Here is a 12,349-nt window from a genome sequence, read left to right as displayed (position 1 = left end):
ACGTTGGGCCCGGTCATCCGACCGGGCCCAACGTGTGTCTGCGTGGCGGGGCAGCGGCGACCACCAGGTCACCAGGAGCCGCCGCCACCTCCACCGGCGCCGCCCCCGACGCTCCCGCCGACGTTCCCGCCGGAGGTGGACGACGACGGCGCGGTGCCGGCCGTGCTGCAGCCGGCGAGGAGGACCGGCCCGAAGGCCGCGTAGTGCAGGTACCGGGCATCCTGGCCCGAGCGGGCCGGGACGTCGACGGACGAGGCGAGCTGCGACCACCGCTCCGCCTCACCCAGCGAGACGGCCCAGGCGGTGTAGCGGCCGAGCTGGCCGGAGGCGATCGCCTCGTCGAGCGCCGTCGGCGGGGACGCGGCGAGGAACCGCCGCAGCGACTCGACCTGCAGCCACGCCGCGGAGCCGGCCGGCGTGAGCACCCGCAACTCCCACCCGGCGACCGCGGTGGCCGCGCCCGCCCCGGCCAGCGCGCCACCGACCGCCGCCAGCGCGAGCGGCAGCCCGACGTCCTGGATCGACAGGTAGCCGGCGAACAGGGCCCCGGCGACGCCGACGACGGCGCCCAGGCCGCCGAGCAGCCGAAGCCGGCCGGCGCGGCGGTCGGCGTCGCCGTCCCACAGGCCGCTGGTGCTCTGCCACGTGTCGAGATGCGTGCCGAGCTCCGCCCAGCCCGCGGCGAAGCCCTCGTCGTACTCGCCGAGCGGGAGCCGGTCCCGGTCGCGGAACAGCAGGTCCAGCAGCCGGCGGACCTCCCCGTCGCCCGGCTGCCGCCGCACCAGGACGACCTCCTCGGGCTGCCCGTCCGGTGACTCCAGGTCGATGGTGCCGGCCACGGCCTGGTCGATCAGCCAGGCCGTCTTGTGTGCCGGGGTGACGGAGCCGGCCAGCAGCACGCCGCCGTGCGTGGGGGGCAGGCTGCCGGGCAGGGAGGGCGAGGGGACGGCGTGGTCGGCGAGCGTCGCCAGGTCGATCCGCGCGTCCTGGCCGGGCGCGGAGGTCACCGGGATGCCGACCGCCGGCACCCGCTCCCGGCCGGCGCGCCTGATCACGGCCAGCGCGCCAGCGGCCGCGAGCAGCGTGGCGAGGCCGGCGACGGCTCCGGGCAGCAGCGGCCCCGTGCCGCCCGCCGGAGGCGCGGTCGCCGGTGGTGCGGGCAGCGCCGGGGCGCCGTCGAGGGCGGCGCCCGTCGTGGCGGAGACCGTGACGCCTTCCCCGGCGTTCAGGGAGTCCAACCTGGCCGAGAGCAGGCCGGGCCCGGCCGGCTCGACGTCGCAGGGATCGGTGGATCCCCCCTCGCCCGCGGAGCAGCGGCTCCCCGCCAGCTCGGCCGGTGCGCTCACGTGCACCTGGACCTCGTCGATGGGGACGTCCCAGCCGGTGCCCACGGCATCCCAGGCCAGCCGGTCGCCGGAGACGACGCCGTCCAGGGTGTAGCCGAGGACGTACCGGTGGCGCCCGGTCACCGTCCGGTCGGGGTCGCCGACGCGGATCTCGCCGTCCGCGCTGACGGTCACGTCGTCGGGGGCGTCCGGCGACGTCGCCTCGACCGGCTCAGCGGGGTCCAGGCCCGGGACCTGGCGGAGGATCCCGCGCCGTTCCTCCCCGCCGAAGTCGTAGTCGATCACCTCGGTGATCCGGGCGCTGCCGTCCTCCGCGACCGTCGCCGCGACCCACAGCAGGCGCACCCGCTCGCCACCGCCGGCGAGGGCGACGACGCTCGTCAGCACGCCCACCGCGACGGCCAGGAGCACGCAGACCAGCAGGTCGATCCGCCGTCTCCGGCGGACACGGTCGGTCCGTCGAGGGCTCGGCACGGTCTCCTCCTCATGCGTGACCCCGGAGGGGGTCCCCGGCGTCGGGGTGATGATGCCTGTCCGCGCGGGTCCGACACAGGACCGCGCCCGCGCTCGGGGGTTCACCGGGCGCAGGAGTGGGCGCTGGTCAGCACGACGCCGTAGTCACGATCGGGTGGCCGACCGTGCCGGCGGCCTCCGACGACGAGCCGATCAGCTGGGCGCGGCGGTCACAGGTGGGGCTGCGCGGCCGGGTCGTGCCGAGTGGACCCCGGAGGGGTCCGCGTAGGGACGGCGGACTCGCTCGTCGTAGCCGGGAACGGCAATTGGTCGCGGTGTCGTCCGGAGGACGGCGAAGAGTTACTGCGTCGGCGGACGCATGGCCCTCCCCGGGTCGTGCGCCTTCACCACGACGAGCACGTCCTCCGGCTGCAGCGTGCCGATCAGCGGGTCGTCGAAGCGCAGCGTGCGGCCGCCGCGGGTCACCGAGAGCACGATGTCGCGCAGCTGGCGTGGCCCCAGCCCCACCTCGTCGGTGGTGACCGTCCGCTGGTGCAGGTCCAGGCCCTGGCCCCCGGTGACGAGGTCCTCGACCACCGCGACCACCCGGGGGGCGTCGGTGGAGAGACCCAGCAGCCGGCCGGACGTCGCCGACGTGGTGATGACCGTGTCGGCACCGGACTGCCGCAGGAGGTTGGCGTTCTCCTCCTCGCGGACACTGGTGGTGATCGGCACGCTCGGGTTGAGCTGGCGGACGGTCAGGGTGATGAGCACCGACGCGTCGTCCCGGTTCGCCGCCACGATCACCGACCGGGCGCGTTCGACGGCCGCCCGGCGGAGCACCTCGGTGCGGCCGGCGTCGCCGACGATGCCGGTGAGCCCCACCGCGTTGGCCTCGTCGATCGCCCGGGGCTCGGGGTCGACCACGACGATCTTCTCCAGCGGTGTACCGCTGGCCTGCAGGGAGCGGATGGCGCTGCGGCCCTTGGTGCCGTAGCCGCACACGATGACGTGCTGGCGCACGCGGGACCTCCAGCGGTGGATGCGGAACTCCTCCCGGGAGCGCGCGGTCAGCGCCTCGAGGGTCGTTCCGATGAGGACGATCAGGAACATGATCCGCAGCGGCGTGATCAGCAGGACGTTGATCAGGCGCGCCTCGTCGGTGACCGGCGTGATGTCGCCGTAGCCGGTGGTGGAGAGGCTGACCGTCGCGTAGTAGAACGCGTCGAGCACCGAGATCTCGTCGCCGCGGCTGTCGGCGTAGCCGTCCCGGTCGATGTAGACGATGAGGACGACGACGAGCAGCACGGCGGCCGCGATGAGCACCCGGCGCCCGACCTGCCGGACGGGGGACTGCTCGACGTGCGCGATGCGCACACCGGTGTGCTCGGTCTCCAGACCGTTCCGCTGCTCGTCCACGCCGCGGACGATAGTGAGCGCGGACCGCGGATGCGCGCCGCCGCACCCGTTCGGGGTGCGGCGGCGCGCGTCGGCTCAGCCGCCGATGGCCTCGCGCTCGCGAGCGGCGAGCTCCCGCTTGAGCACCTTGCCGGCCGCCGAGACCGGGATCGCGTCGATGAAGCGCACGTCGCGCAGCCGCTTGTACGGGGTCACCTTGTCGTTGACGGCGGCCATGACCGACTCGGCGGTCAGCGCGGCGCCGTCCGCGTCGTCCTTGCGCACGACGTAGGCCACCGGCAGCTCCCCGACCTCGTCGTCGGGGCGGCCGACCACCGCCGCGCCGGCCACGCCGGGCACCCCGAACAGGATCTCCTCCAGCTCGCGGGGGAACACGTTGTAGCCCTTGTAGAGCAGCATGTCCTTGGTGCGGTCGACGATCGAGAGGTAGCCGTCGCCGTCGAGGATGCCCACGTCCCCGGAGTGGAACCAGCCGTCGGCGTCGATCGCGTCGGCCGTGGCCTCGGGGCGGTGCGCGTACCCGCGCATCACCTGCGGGCCGCGGATGCAGACCTCGCCCCGCTCACCGGTCGGCAGCGGGTCGCCGCCACCGATCGGGCGGATGGTGATCTCGGTGTCGAAGATCGGCACCCCGACCGTGCCCGGCTTGCGGGTGCCGGAGCGGAACGTCGGGTTGCCGGTGGCCATCATCGTGACCTCGGTGAGGCCGTAGCCCTCGCCGATCGTGGCGTTGGGCATCAGCGCCTGCATCCGCTCGATGAGCGAGACCGGCAGCGGCGCGGCGCCGCTGCTGATGCCGCGGACGTGCGACAGGTCCGCCTCGGTGAAGCCGGGCACCTGGAGCAGGGCCACGAAGACCGGCGGCGCGCCGCCGATCGTGGTGACCTCGTACCTGATCATGTCCTCGACGTACTTCACCGGGTCGAAGCGCATGTGGATGACGGTCATCGTGCCGCCCATGACCATGCCGTTGAGGTAGCCGATCGCACCCATGGCGTGGAACCACGGCGTGAGGTTGATGATCCGCGCCTCGCCCAGGCGGGTGGGGTACTCGTCGGGGCCGAGCACCTGCTCCAGCGTCACGTCGCCCTGCTCGTCGAGCAGGGGAACGGCGCCGGAGGTCCAGCAGCTGGACTGCAGCACGTTGGTGACGACGTTGCGGTGCGGCAGCTCCACGCCCTTGCTGACGCCCGTCGTCCCGCCGGTGTAGGCCAGGTGGGCGAGGTCGGTCGCGACGTCGAGGTCGGCGTCCAGGTGCCGGTCGGTGGGGTCGCCGGCCAGCAGGTCGGCGAGGTCGACGTCGCTGTCCTCGAGGCCGTCCAGCCGTGCGGCGAAGTCCAGGACGTGGGCCTCGCCGGTGACGACGACGGTCCGCACCGGGGTCTGGGCGAGCGCGCCGCGGACGAAGGGCAGCACCTGGTCCCAGGTCACCAGCACGGTCGCGCCGGCGTCGCTGAGCTGGGCGGCGAGGTCGGCGGCCGGGAGCAGCGGGTTGGTGGGGGAGAAGGTCGCGCCGGACAGCAGGATCCCGTAGTAGAGCGACGGGTACTGCCGGCAGTTGGGGATGTGGACGGCGACGACGTCACCCCGGCCGATCCCGTGGTCGGCCAGCCAGCCGGCGACCGCGTGCGCGCGAGCTCCCAACTCGGTGAAGGTCAGCGGCACGTCGTGGTCGACGAACGCCGTCCGGTCACCCCACCGGCGTACCGCGGCCCGCAGGATGGACCCCACCGGCACCGCCGGGTAGTCCAGGGACCGGGGCAGCCCGGGCGGCCAGCTGGCCGCGGTGGGTGTCGGGGCGGGCTGCACGGTCGTCATGCGTTTCCTCTCGTCGGGATGATCAGAGCCACAGGGTGGCCCAGCTCACAGCGCATGTCGAGGGGTCTGTGAGGATGAGTCGCATGAGCGACCAGCGCACCGCCCTCGTTCTCGGCGGCGGGGGCATCACCGGCATCGCCTGGGAGATCGGCGTGCTCGCCGGCCTGGCCGAGGCGGGCGTCGACCTCACCGGCGCGGACCTCGTCGTCGGCACCTCGGCGGGCTCCGTCGTCGGCGCCCAGATCACCAGCGGGGCTCCGCTGGAGGAGATGTACGCCCGGCAGCTGGAGCCCCCGGTGCAGGAGAGGGTGGCCCGGATGACCCGCGGCAACCTGCTCCGCTACGGCTGGGCGATGGTCGCCAGCCGCGGCCGCGACGTGGAGTTCCGCCGCCGGATCGGCACCCTGGCGCTCGCGGCGGAGGCCGCCGGGGCGACGCCGACCGAGCAGGAGCGGCTGGACGTCATCGGTTCGCGGCTGGTCTCCCGCGACTGGCCGGACCGCGAGCTCGTCGTCACCGCGGTGGACGCCGCCACCGGCGAGTTCCGCACCTTCGACCGGAAGTCCGGCGTCCCGCTGGTGCAGGCCGTGGCCGCGAGCTGCGCGGTGCCCGGCGTCTACCCGCCGGTGACCATCGGCGATCGCCGGTACGTCGACGGCGGCATGCGCTCGGCCGCCAACGCCGACCTGGTGCAGGGATACGAGCGGCTGGTCGTGCTCGCCCCCATCCCGCGCGGCGTCGGCCCGATGGCCAGCGTCGACGCGCAGGTCACCGGCATGGTGGCGCGGGTCGCTGTCGTCTCGCCGGACGAGGCCGCCCGTGCGGCGATCGGCCGCAACGTCCTCGACCCCGCCGCGCGGGAGCCCGCGGCGCGGGCCGGCCGGGCGCAGGCCGCGACCGTCGTGGCGCGCGTCGGCGAGGTCTGGGCCGGCTGAGCCGGCGACACGGGCACGCCACCAGCTCGTCACCCGGAGTTCCGGCGGGGGACCGCCTCCGGGCACCTGGCCTCGCTGGGATCACCTCGCGGAGCCGACGGCGACGGTCGCCGTCCGAGCCCGCGGGAGCCCCGATGTCCCGAGTACGCCGCCTGCGTGCCACGGTCGCCGCCGTCGCGGTCGCCGTCCCCCTGTCCCTCGCCGTCCCGGCGGCCGTCCCCGCGACCGCCGCGCCGAAGCCGCCGGCCCCCGAGCCCGCCACCGCCCTCGCCGACGACCTGCTCGTCGTGGGTCACCGCGGCGCCTCGGGCTACCGGCCGGAGCACACCCTCGCGGCCTACGAGCTCGCCGCCCGCATGGGTGCCGACTACATCGAGCCCGACGTGGTGAGCACCAAGGACGGTGTCCTCGTCGCCCGCCACGAGAACGAGATCTCCGGGACCACGGACGTCGCGAGCCGGCCGGAGTTCGCCGACCGCCGCACGACCAAGGTCATCGACGGGGTGGAGCTCACCGGCTGGTTCACCGAGGACTTCACCCTCGCCGAGCTGCGCACCCTCCGGGCTGTCGAGCGGCTGCCCGAGGTGCGGGAGGAGAACACCCTCTACGACGGCCTCTACCAGGTGCCGACCCTCGACGAGGTGCTCGAGCTGCGGGCGCGGCTCACGAAGGAGCTGCGCCGCGAGATCGGCGTCTACGTCGAGACCAAGCACCCCACCTACTTCGACTCCATCGGCCTCTCCCTCGAGGAGCCGCTGATGGCCGACCTGCGCGAGGCGCGGGTGCACAAGCACCACTCGCCGGTGTTCATCCAGTCCTTCGAGACGACGAACCTGCGCGAGCTGGAGGAGCAGGGGGTGCGGGTGCCGCTGGTGCAGCTGCTGTCGGGTTCCGGGCAGCCCTACGACCTCACCGTCGCCGGTGACCCGCGCACCTACGCCGACCTCACGACCGCCGAGGGGCTGCAGGAGATCGCCGAGTACGCCGAGGGCGTGGGCCCGGACAAGAACCTGGTCATCCCGCGCAACCCCGACGGCACGCTCGGCACCCCGACCGCGCTGGTCGACGACGCGCACCAGGCCGGCCTGCTGGTGCACCCGTACACGTTCCGCAACGAGAACGTCTTCCTGCCCCCGGCGCTGCGCGAGGGCGTCGCGCCGGACGACTACGGCCGGGCGCTGGAGGAGCAGACCGCCTTCTGGGAGGCCGGCATCGACGGGATGTTCACCGACAACCCGGACACCGGCGTCGTCTCCCGCGAGCTGTTCGTGACCGGCGAGGCCCCCGCGGCCTGAGCCGGACCGTCGTGCCGCGAACCGGCCTCAGTGCCGGCGCCAGAGCCACACGCCGACGCCCGCGAACCAGAAGGCCATCAGGTAGGTGACCGCCCAGCCCACCGGGGGCAGCAGAAGACCCGCGGCGAAGACGGCGCTGACGATCGTCAGCGCACGGGAGGTGCCGCGGGCGGCCACCGCCACGGCGACGAGGAACCCTGCTCCCACCCAGGCGGCCATCGGGTGGACGACGTTCATCACGATCAGCCCTGTCTCCGCGCCCGTCGGGGTCACCCCTCCGCCCAGCACCCGGGTGCCCACGACCACCGCCGCCGCCAGCGAGGTGAAGGTCGCGGCCAGCAGCAGCACGTGGCCGGCGCCGAGAACCGGCAGCAGCCGCACGGCCGCGGTTTCGCCGGAGCGCCCCAGCCGCCGGGCCAGTGCGCCGGCCACCGCGGTGGCGAGGAGCGCGTAACCGCCGAGCAGGGTCGCGGCGAGCGTGACCGGTGCGTTGCCGAGCGCCGCCGCGGCCTCCTGGGCGTTCCCGGCCCCCGCCAGCGGGTCGCCGAGGACGACGGCGGCCGCGGCGAAGGCGCCCAGCGCGCCGATGCCGGCCACGGCCGGGACGGGTGAGCCGTGCCGCACCCCGGCCGGGTCGCTGGTGGCCGTGGCGGTGGGGGTGGACGTGGTCATGGCGGTTCCTCCTGGTGGTGGGCGCGCGGTCCGCGCCGTCGGGCCCACGCTGGCGGCCGCGGCCCGGCACGCCGTCCCTCTCCGGGCCGATCCCGGGGTCGGGGCGTCGCCGGGGCATCCCCCGCGAGGCAGACCCCGCATCGGTCGTCGGAGGGACCCGCCGGGCGCCGGAACGGTCCTACGCTGCCCGCCATGCGAGGCGTGCTGAGCAGGTGGCGGGCACTCCCGGTGCCGGTGCGCGACGGCGTGCTCGCCGTCGGGCTCACGGTCGCCGGTCAGGTCGAGCTGCTCGCGGCCGACGAGCTCGGCGGTCCGCGCGGCCTGCAGCACGTGGCCTTCGCCGTCATGACGGCGAGCCTGGTGGCGCGGCGTGCCAGGCCGGTGGGTGCCGCCGTCGTCGGCGCAGCGGGGCTCGCCTTCCAGACCGTCCTGGGGGAGGCGCCCGCCGTCGCCGGTTTCGTGGCCGTCCTCGTCCTGACCTACTCGGTGGCCCAGTACGCCGACCGCCGCCGGGACGCCGTCCTCGGGCTGCTCGCCGTCCTGGCCGCCGTGCAGGTCTACCCGTTCGTCGCCGACCGACCGGTGAACGCCGCGGACGAGGTGGCCAACATGGCGATCCCGGTCGTCGTCTGGGTGTTCGCCCGGCTGGCCCGCGAACGGCTGGACCGGGCGGTCGCGGCCGAGCGCGAGGCCGTCGCGGCGCGGGAACGCGAGCGCCGGCAGGAGGCCGAGCGGGCGGGTGCTCTGGCCGCCGAGCGCCGCCGGATCGCCCGCGAGATGCACGACGTCGTCGGGCACGGGGTCACGCTGATGCTCCTGCACGCCGAGGCCGCGCAGGCCAGCCTGGGCGCTCGGGAGCCGGCCACGGCCCGGGCGCTGGACGTCGTGCTCGCGTCCGGCCGCACGGCCCTCGACGACCTGCACCGGATGCTGCGCGTGCTGCGGGAGCACCCGGAGGAAGGGCCCGCGGACCCGTTGCCCGGCTCGATCGCCGCCATCGAAGAGCTCGTCGTGGCGGCGCGAGCGGCCGGGCGGGACGTCGAGATGACGGCGGACGGCGCCGTGCCCCCGCTGCCGGCCGCCGTGGAGGCGACCGCCTACCGGATCGTGCAGGAGTCGCTGACCAACGCGCTCCGCCACGCCCCCGGCGCACCGATCAGCGTGGTGCTGGAGTTCGCCGCCGAGGCGCTGACGGTCGAGGTGTCCGACGACGGCCCGGGAGGCGGCGATCCCGGGCGGGCGGGGCACGGCCTGCTGGGTCTCCGGGAGCGCGTGGCCCTCTTCGACGGCTGCCTGACCGCCGGGCCGCGGGCCGACGGGACCGGCTGGACCATCCGCGCGGTGCTGCCGGTCCCGGTCCCGGTGCCGGAGCATGCGGCGGTATGAGCGTCCGGGTGCTGCTGGCCGACGACGAGGCCCTCGTGCGGGCCGGGCTGCGGATGATCCTGGAGGCCGAGGCCGGGCTGGAGGTCGTCGGGGAGGCCGGTGACGGGGTCGACGCCGTGGGCCTGTGCCGGCAGCTGCGCCCCGACGTCGCGCTGGTCGACGTCCGGATGCCCCGCCTGGACGGCATCCAGGCCGCCCGCCGCATCTGCGCCGACCCCGCGGCGGCGACGGCGGTGGTCATGCTGACGACGTTCGACGCCGACGAGCACCTGGTGGAGGCCCTGCGCGCCGGGGCGGCCGGGTTCCTGCTCAAGTCGATGCCGCGCGAGCAGCTGGTCGCCGCCGTCCGCTCGGCCGGTACCGGTGACGTGCTGCTCGCGCCCAGCCTGCTCCGCCGCCTGCTCGACGACCACGTGCGGCGGGTCGGTCCGACCCTGGCACGGGCACCCGGCCTCGACCGGCTGACCGCGCGCGAGGAGGAGGTCCTGCGGCTGGTCGCCCGGGGCCTGTCCAACGCCGAGATCGCCGACCGCCTCGTGCTGGGCGAGGGCACGGTGAAGACCCACGTGGCGCGCGTGCTCGCCAAGCTGGGGGTCCGTGACCGGGTGCAGGCGGTGGTGGTCGCCTACGAGTCGGGGCTGGTGCGTCCCGGGCAGGCCGACTGACTAGACGACCGGCTCGGCGACCAGGGAGCCCGCCGAGTGCTCCTGGCGCAGGGCGGTCTTGAGCACCTTGCCGCTCGGGTTGCGCGGCAGCGCCCCGACCACCGAGTACTCCCGCGGGTTCTTGTAGCGGGCCAGCCGCTCGCGGCACCAGGCGCCGAGCTCCTCGGAGGTGGGCGGGTCGGCCACGTCGCGAGGGGCGACGACGGCCAGCGGCGCCTCGCCGTACCGGCTGTCGGGGACGCCGATCAGCGCGACCTCCGCGACCTTCGGGTGGGCGGCCAGGACGTTCTCCACCTCGGCGCAGTAGATGTTCTCCCCGCCGGAGATGATCATGTCCTTCTTGCGGTCGACGACGTAGAAGTAGCCGTCCTCGTCCTGGCGCACCAGGTCGCCGGAGTGGAACCAGCCGCCAGCAAATGCAATCGAGGTCTCCTCCGGTTTTCCCCAGTACTCCTTCATCACCATCGGGCTGCGGTAGACGATCTCGCCGACCTCGCCCCGGGGGACGTCCTCCATCGCCTCGTCGACCACCCGGACCTCGACGTTGAGGATCGGCGTGCCGACCGAGCCGATCTTGCGCACCGAGTCCTCCCCGCGCAGCAGGCAGGTGACGGGGCTGCACTCGGTCTGGCCGAACGCGGTGACCACCTCCGCCTGCGGGAAGGCGTCGATCAGCGCGCGGAGCAGCGTCGTGGAGGCGGGGGCCGCGCCCCAGGAGACCCGCCGCAGCGACGAGAGGTCGCGGGAGGCGAGGTCGGGGACGGCGAGCACGGCGGCCCACATCGCGGGCACGAGGAAGATGCTGGAGACCTTCTCCCGCTCCATCATGTCCAGCGTCGCGGCCGGGTCGAAGGCGCCCGACTTGATGATCACGTGGACGCCGCCGAGGAGCAGCGGGGGCAGCCCGCCGGCGAGGCCCGCGATGTGGAACAGCGGCGCGCCGGGCACGCCCACCCGGTCGTCGGGGTCCCAGCCCAGCGTCGTGATCTGGCTGAACGCGTGCAGGAGCAGGTTCCGGTGCGTCAGCACCGCGCCCTTGGGGCGCCCGGTGGTCCCGGACGTGTACATGATGAACGCGGGCTCGTCCTCGTCGACCACGACGTCGAGCGGGTCGGTGCCGGCGGCGGCGAGCGCCGTCCCGTAGTCCTCGCTGCCCGGGCCGGCGTCCCCGCCGCCGACCACCAGGGCGGCGGCGACGTCCGGCGCCTGCTCGCGCGCCTTGGCGGCGACCTCCGCCAGCGGCGCGTCCACGACCAGCGCGACGGCGCCGGAGTCGGTGAGCACGTAGGCGACCTCGTCGGCCACCAGCCGGAAGTTCACCGGGACGACGATCGAGCCCAGCCGGACGCCGGCGAGGTAGGACTCCCACCCCTCCATGCCGTTGAGGGTCAGGACGGCGACGCGGTCGCCCGCGCCGACCCCGCGCTGCCGCAGCGCCCGGGCCAGTCGGGTGACGCGTTCGTCCAGCTCCGCGTAGCTGCGCCCCGTCCCCTCGAAGCGCAGCGCCGTCGCGTCCGGTGTCGCGCGGGCCCAGCGGGCCAGCTGGTCGCTCAGGGTCATGCCCCGGCCCTGCAGGAGAGGGATCTCGACGGTCACGGGTTTCTCCTCGACGTCCGACGCGGGTGTGATCTGCGTCATGGTGGCGACCGAGGGCGGAGCGGTCAACCCTGACTGTCGAGGGCGAGCAGCCGCGCGGCGAGGCGCTTCCAGAGGGCCAGGTGCGGGTCGGTGGCGGCAGACCGGTCCTCGAACGCGTAGACGAGCGCCACGCCCCGCATGCTCGTGAAGAGCAGCTCGCAGAGGTCGGCGTAGGTGGCGGCGCCGGCGATCTCCGGTCCCCAGATGCCGTCGGCCACCGCGGCGATGGACGCCCGCAGCCGCCGCTCCTCCCCGCGCAGGGCCGCGCGCAGCTCGGGGTCGGTGCGCGCCGCCGTCCAGAGCTCCATCGCCGCCCAGAACGGGGGCTCCTGGAACGTCGCCCACATCAGGTCGATCGCCCGATCCACCCGCTCCCGCCCGATCGGCTCGTCCTCCATCAGCGCCGCGGCCCGGCGACGGACCTCGTCCAGTTGGGTCGTGGACAGGTGCTCGGCGGCGGCGACGAGCAGCTCGGCGCGGGAGGGGAAGTGGTGCAGCAGCCGGCCGCGGGAGACCCCGGCGCGGGCCTGGACGGCGAGCGTCGAGGCGCCCGCGAACCCGTCCTCGACCAGGCAGGCCACGGCCGCGTCGAGGATCAGCAGGCGGCTGTCGGCGGTCCGCTCCGAGCGGGAGCGGGGCCCGGGAGCGGCGCCGCCCGTGACGGGCTCGGCGCTCATCCGCGGAACAGTAGGCCGTGCACGCGACCCGGAACAGTCACCGTT

The 12,349-nt window shown here is 74.9% G+C and carries 10 protein-coding genes; 4 read left to right on the top strand and 6 right to left on the bottom strand.

The window, feature by feature from the left end; genetic code table 11:
• Positions 1-68 precede the first annotated feature (68 nt).
• The 3 genes from ACI8AG_RS09390 to ACI8AG_RS09380 form a co-directional block, all read right to left on the bottom strand.
• Positions 69-1,820, bottom strand: coding sequence for a DUF2207 domain-containing protein (locus ACI8AG_RS09390; protein WP_456596820.1), 1,752 nt, complete (start codon positions 1,818-1,820; stop codon positions 69-71).
• A 339-nt stretch (positions 1,821-2,159) separates the two neighbouring features.
• Positions 2,160-3,218, bottom strand: a complete 1,059-nt coding sequence (locus ACI8AG_RS09385) for a potassium channel family protein (protein WP_456587385.1) — start codon at positions 3,216-3,218, stop codon at positions 2,160-2,162.
• Positions 3,219-3,293: 75 nt separating this feature from the next.
• Positions 3,294-5,036: a class I adenylate-forming enzyme family protein gene (locus ACI8AG_RS09380; RefSeq protein WP_456596819.1), complete on the bottom strand. Its 1,743-nt coding sequence runs from the start codon at positions 5,034-5,036 to the stop codon at positions 3,294-3,296.
• A gap of 83 nt (positions 5,037-5,119) precedes the next feature.
• On the opposite strand from ACI8AG_RS09380, the gene ACI8AG_RS09375 reads away from it, so the two are divergent.
• Positions 5,120-5,971, top strand: coding sequence for a patatin-like phospholipase family protein (locus ACI8AG_RS09375; protein ID WP_456596818.1), 852 nt, complete (start codon positions 5,120-5,122; stop codon positions 5,969-5,971).
• A 134-nt stretch (positions 5,972-6,105) separates the two neighbouring features.
• A complete protein-coding gene (locus tag ACI8AG_RS09370) occupies positions 6,106-7,266 on the top strand; it encodes a glycerophosphodiester phosphodiesterase (RefSeq protein ID WP_456596817.1) in 1,161 nt (386 codons plus the stop codon).
• Between the two features lie 27 nt (positions 7,267-7,293).
• Here the strand turns inward: ACI8AG_RS09370 and ACI8AG_RS09365 are convergent, their stop codons facing one another.
• Complete coding sequence (locus ACI8AG_RS09365) at positions 7,294-7,938, bottom strand: hypothetical protein (protein WP_456596816.1); 645 nt, start codon at positions 7,936-7,938, stop codon at positions 7,294-7,296.
• Between the two features lie 192 nt (positions 7,939-8,130).
• Here ACI8AG_RS09365 and ACI8AG_RS09360 point away from each other — a divergent pair, with 192 nt between their 5' ends.
• Positions 8,131-9,324 carry a sensor histidine kinase gene (locus ACI8AG_RS09360; RefSeq protein ID WP_456596815.1) on the top strand — a complete coding sequence of 398 codons (1,194 nt, stop codon included), beginning with the start codon at positions 8,131-8,133 and terminating at the stop codon, positions 9,322-9,324.
• Complete coding sequence (locus ACI8AG_RS09355) at positions 9,321-9,989, top strand: response regulator (RefSeq protein ID WP_456596814.1); 669 nt, start codon at positions 9,321-9,323, stop codon at positions 9,987-9,989. Before ACI8AG_RS09360 ends, ACI8AG_RS09355 begins: the two co-directional genes overlap by 4 nt.
• On the opposite strand, the gene ACI8AG_RS09350 is transcribed toward ACI8AG_RS09355, so the two are convergent.
• Positions 9,990-11,585, bottom strand: a complete 1,596-nt coding sequence (locus ACI8AG_RS09350) for a long-chain-fatty-acid--CoA ligase (protein ID WP_456596813.1) — start codon at positions 11,583-11,585, stop codon at positions 9,990-9,992.
• A gap of 65 nt (positions 11,586-11,650) precedes the next feature.
• A complete protein-coding gene (locus tag ACI8AG_RS09345; RefSeq protein ID WP_456596812.1) occupies positions 11,651-12,304 on the bottom strand; it encodes a TetR/AcrR family transcriptional regulator in 654 nt (217 codons plus the stop codon).
• Between the last annotated feature and the right edge of the window lie 45 nt (positions 12,305-12,349).

The organism is Blastococcus sp. SYSU DS0552 (genome assembly GCF_054050815.1).
The sequence above is the reverse complement of the archived record's forward strand: the minus strand, read 5'-3'. Positions and strand labels throughout refer to the sequence as shown.

Coding starts and splice junctions, on each gene's coding strand:
- ACI8AG_RS09380 (WP_456596819.1), bottom strand. CDS start 5,036: ATGACGACCGTGCAGCCCGCCCCGACACCCACCGCGGCCAGCTGGCCG.
- ACI8AG_RS09375 (WP_456596818.1), top strand. CDS start 5,120: ATGAGCGACCAGCGCACCGCCCTCGTTCTCGGCGGCGGGGGCATCACC.
- ACI8AG_RS09370 (WP_456596817.1), top strand. CDS start 6,106: ATGTCCCGAGTACGCCGCCTGCGTGCCACGGTCGCCGCCGTCGCGGTC.
- ACI8AG_RS09365 (WP_456596816.1), bottom strand. CDS start 7,938: ATGACCACGTCCACCCCCACCGCCACGGCCACCAGCGACCCGGCCGGG.
- ACI8AG_RS09360 (WP_456596815.1), top strand. CDS start 8,131: ATGCGAGGCGTGCTGAGCAGGTGGCGGGCACTCCCGGTGCCGGTGCGC.
- ACI8AG_RS09355 (WP_456596814.1), top strand. CDS start 9,321: ATGAGCGTCCGGGTGCTGCTGGCCGACGACGAGGCCCTCGTGCGGGCC.
- ACI8AG_RS09345 (WP_456596812.1), bottom strand. CDS start 12,304: ATGAGCGCCGAGCCCGTCACGGGCGGCGCCGCTCCCGGGCCCCGCTCC.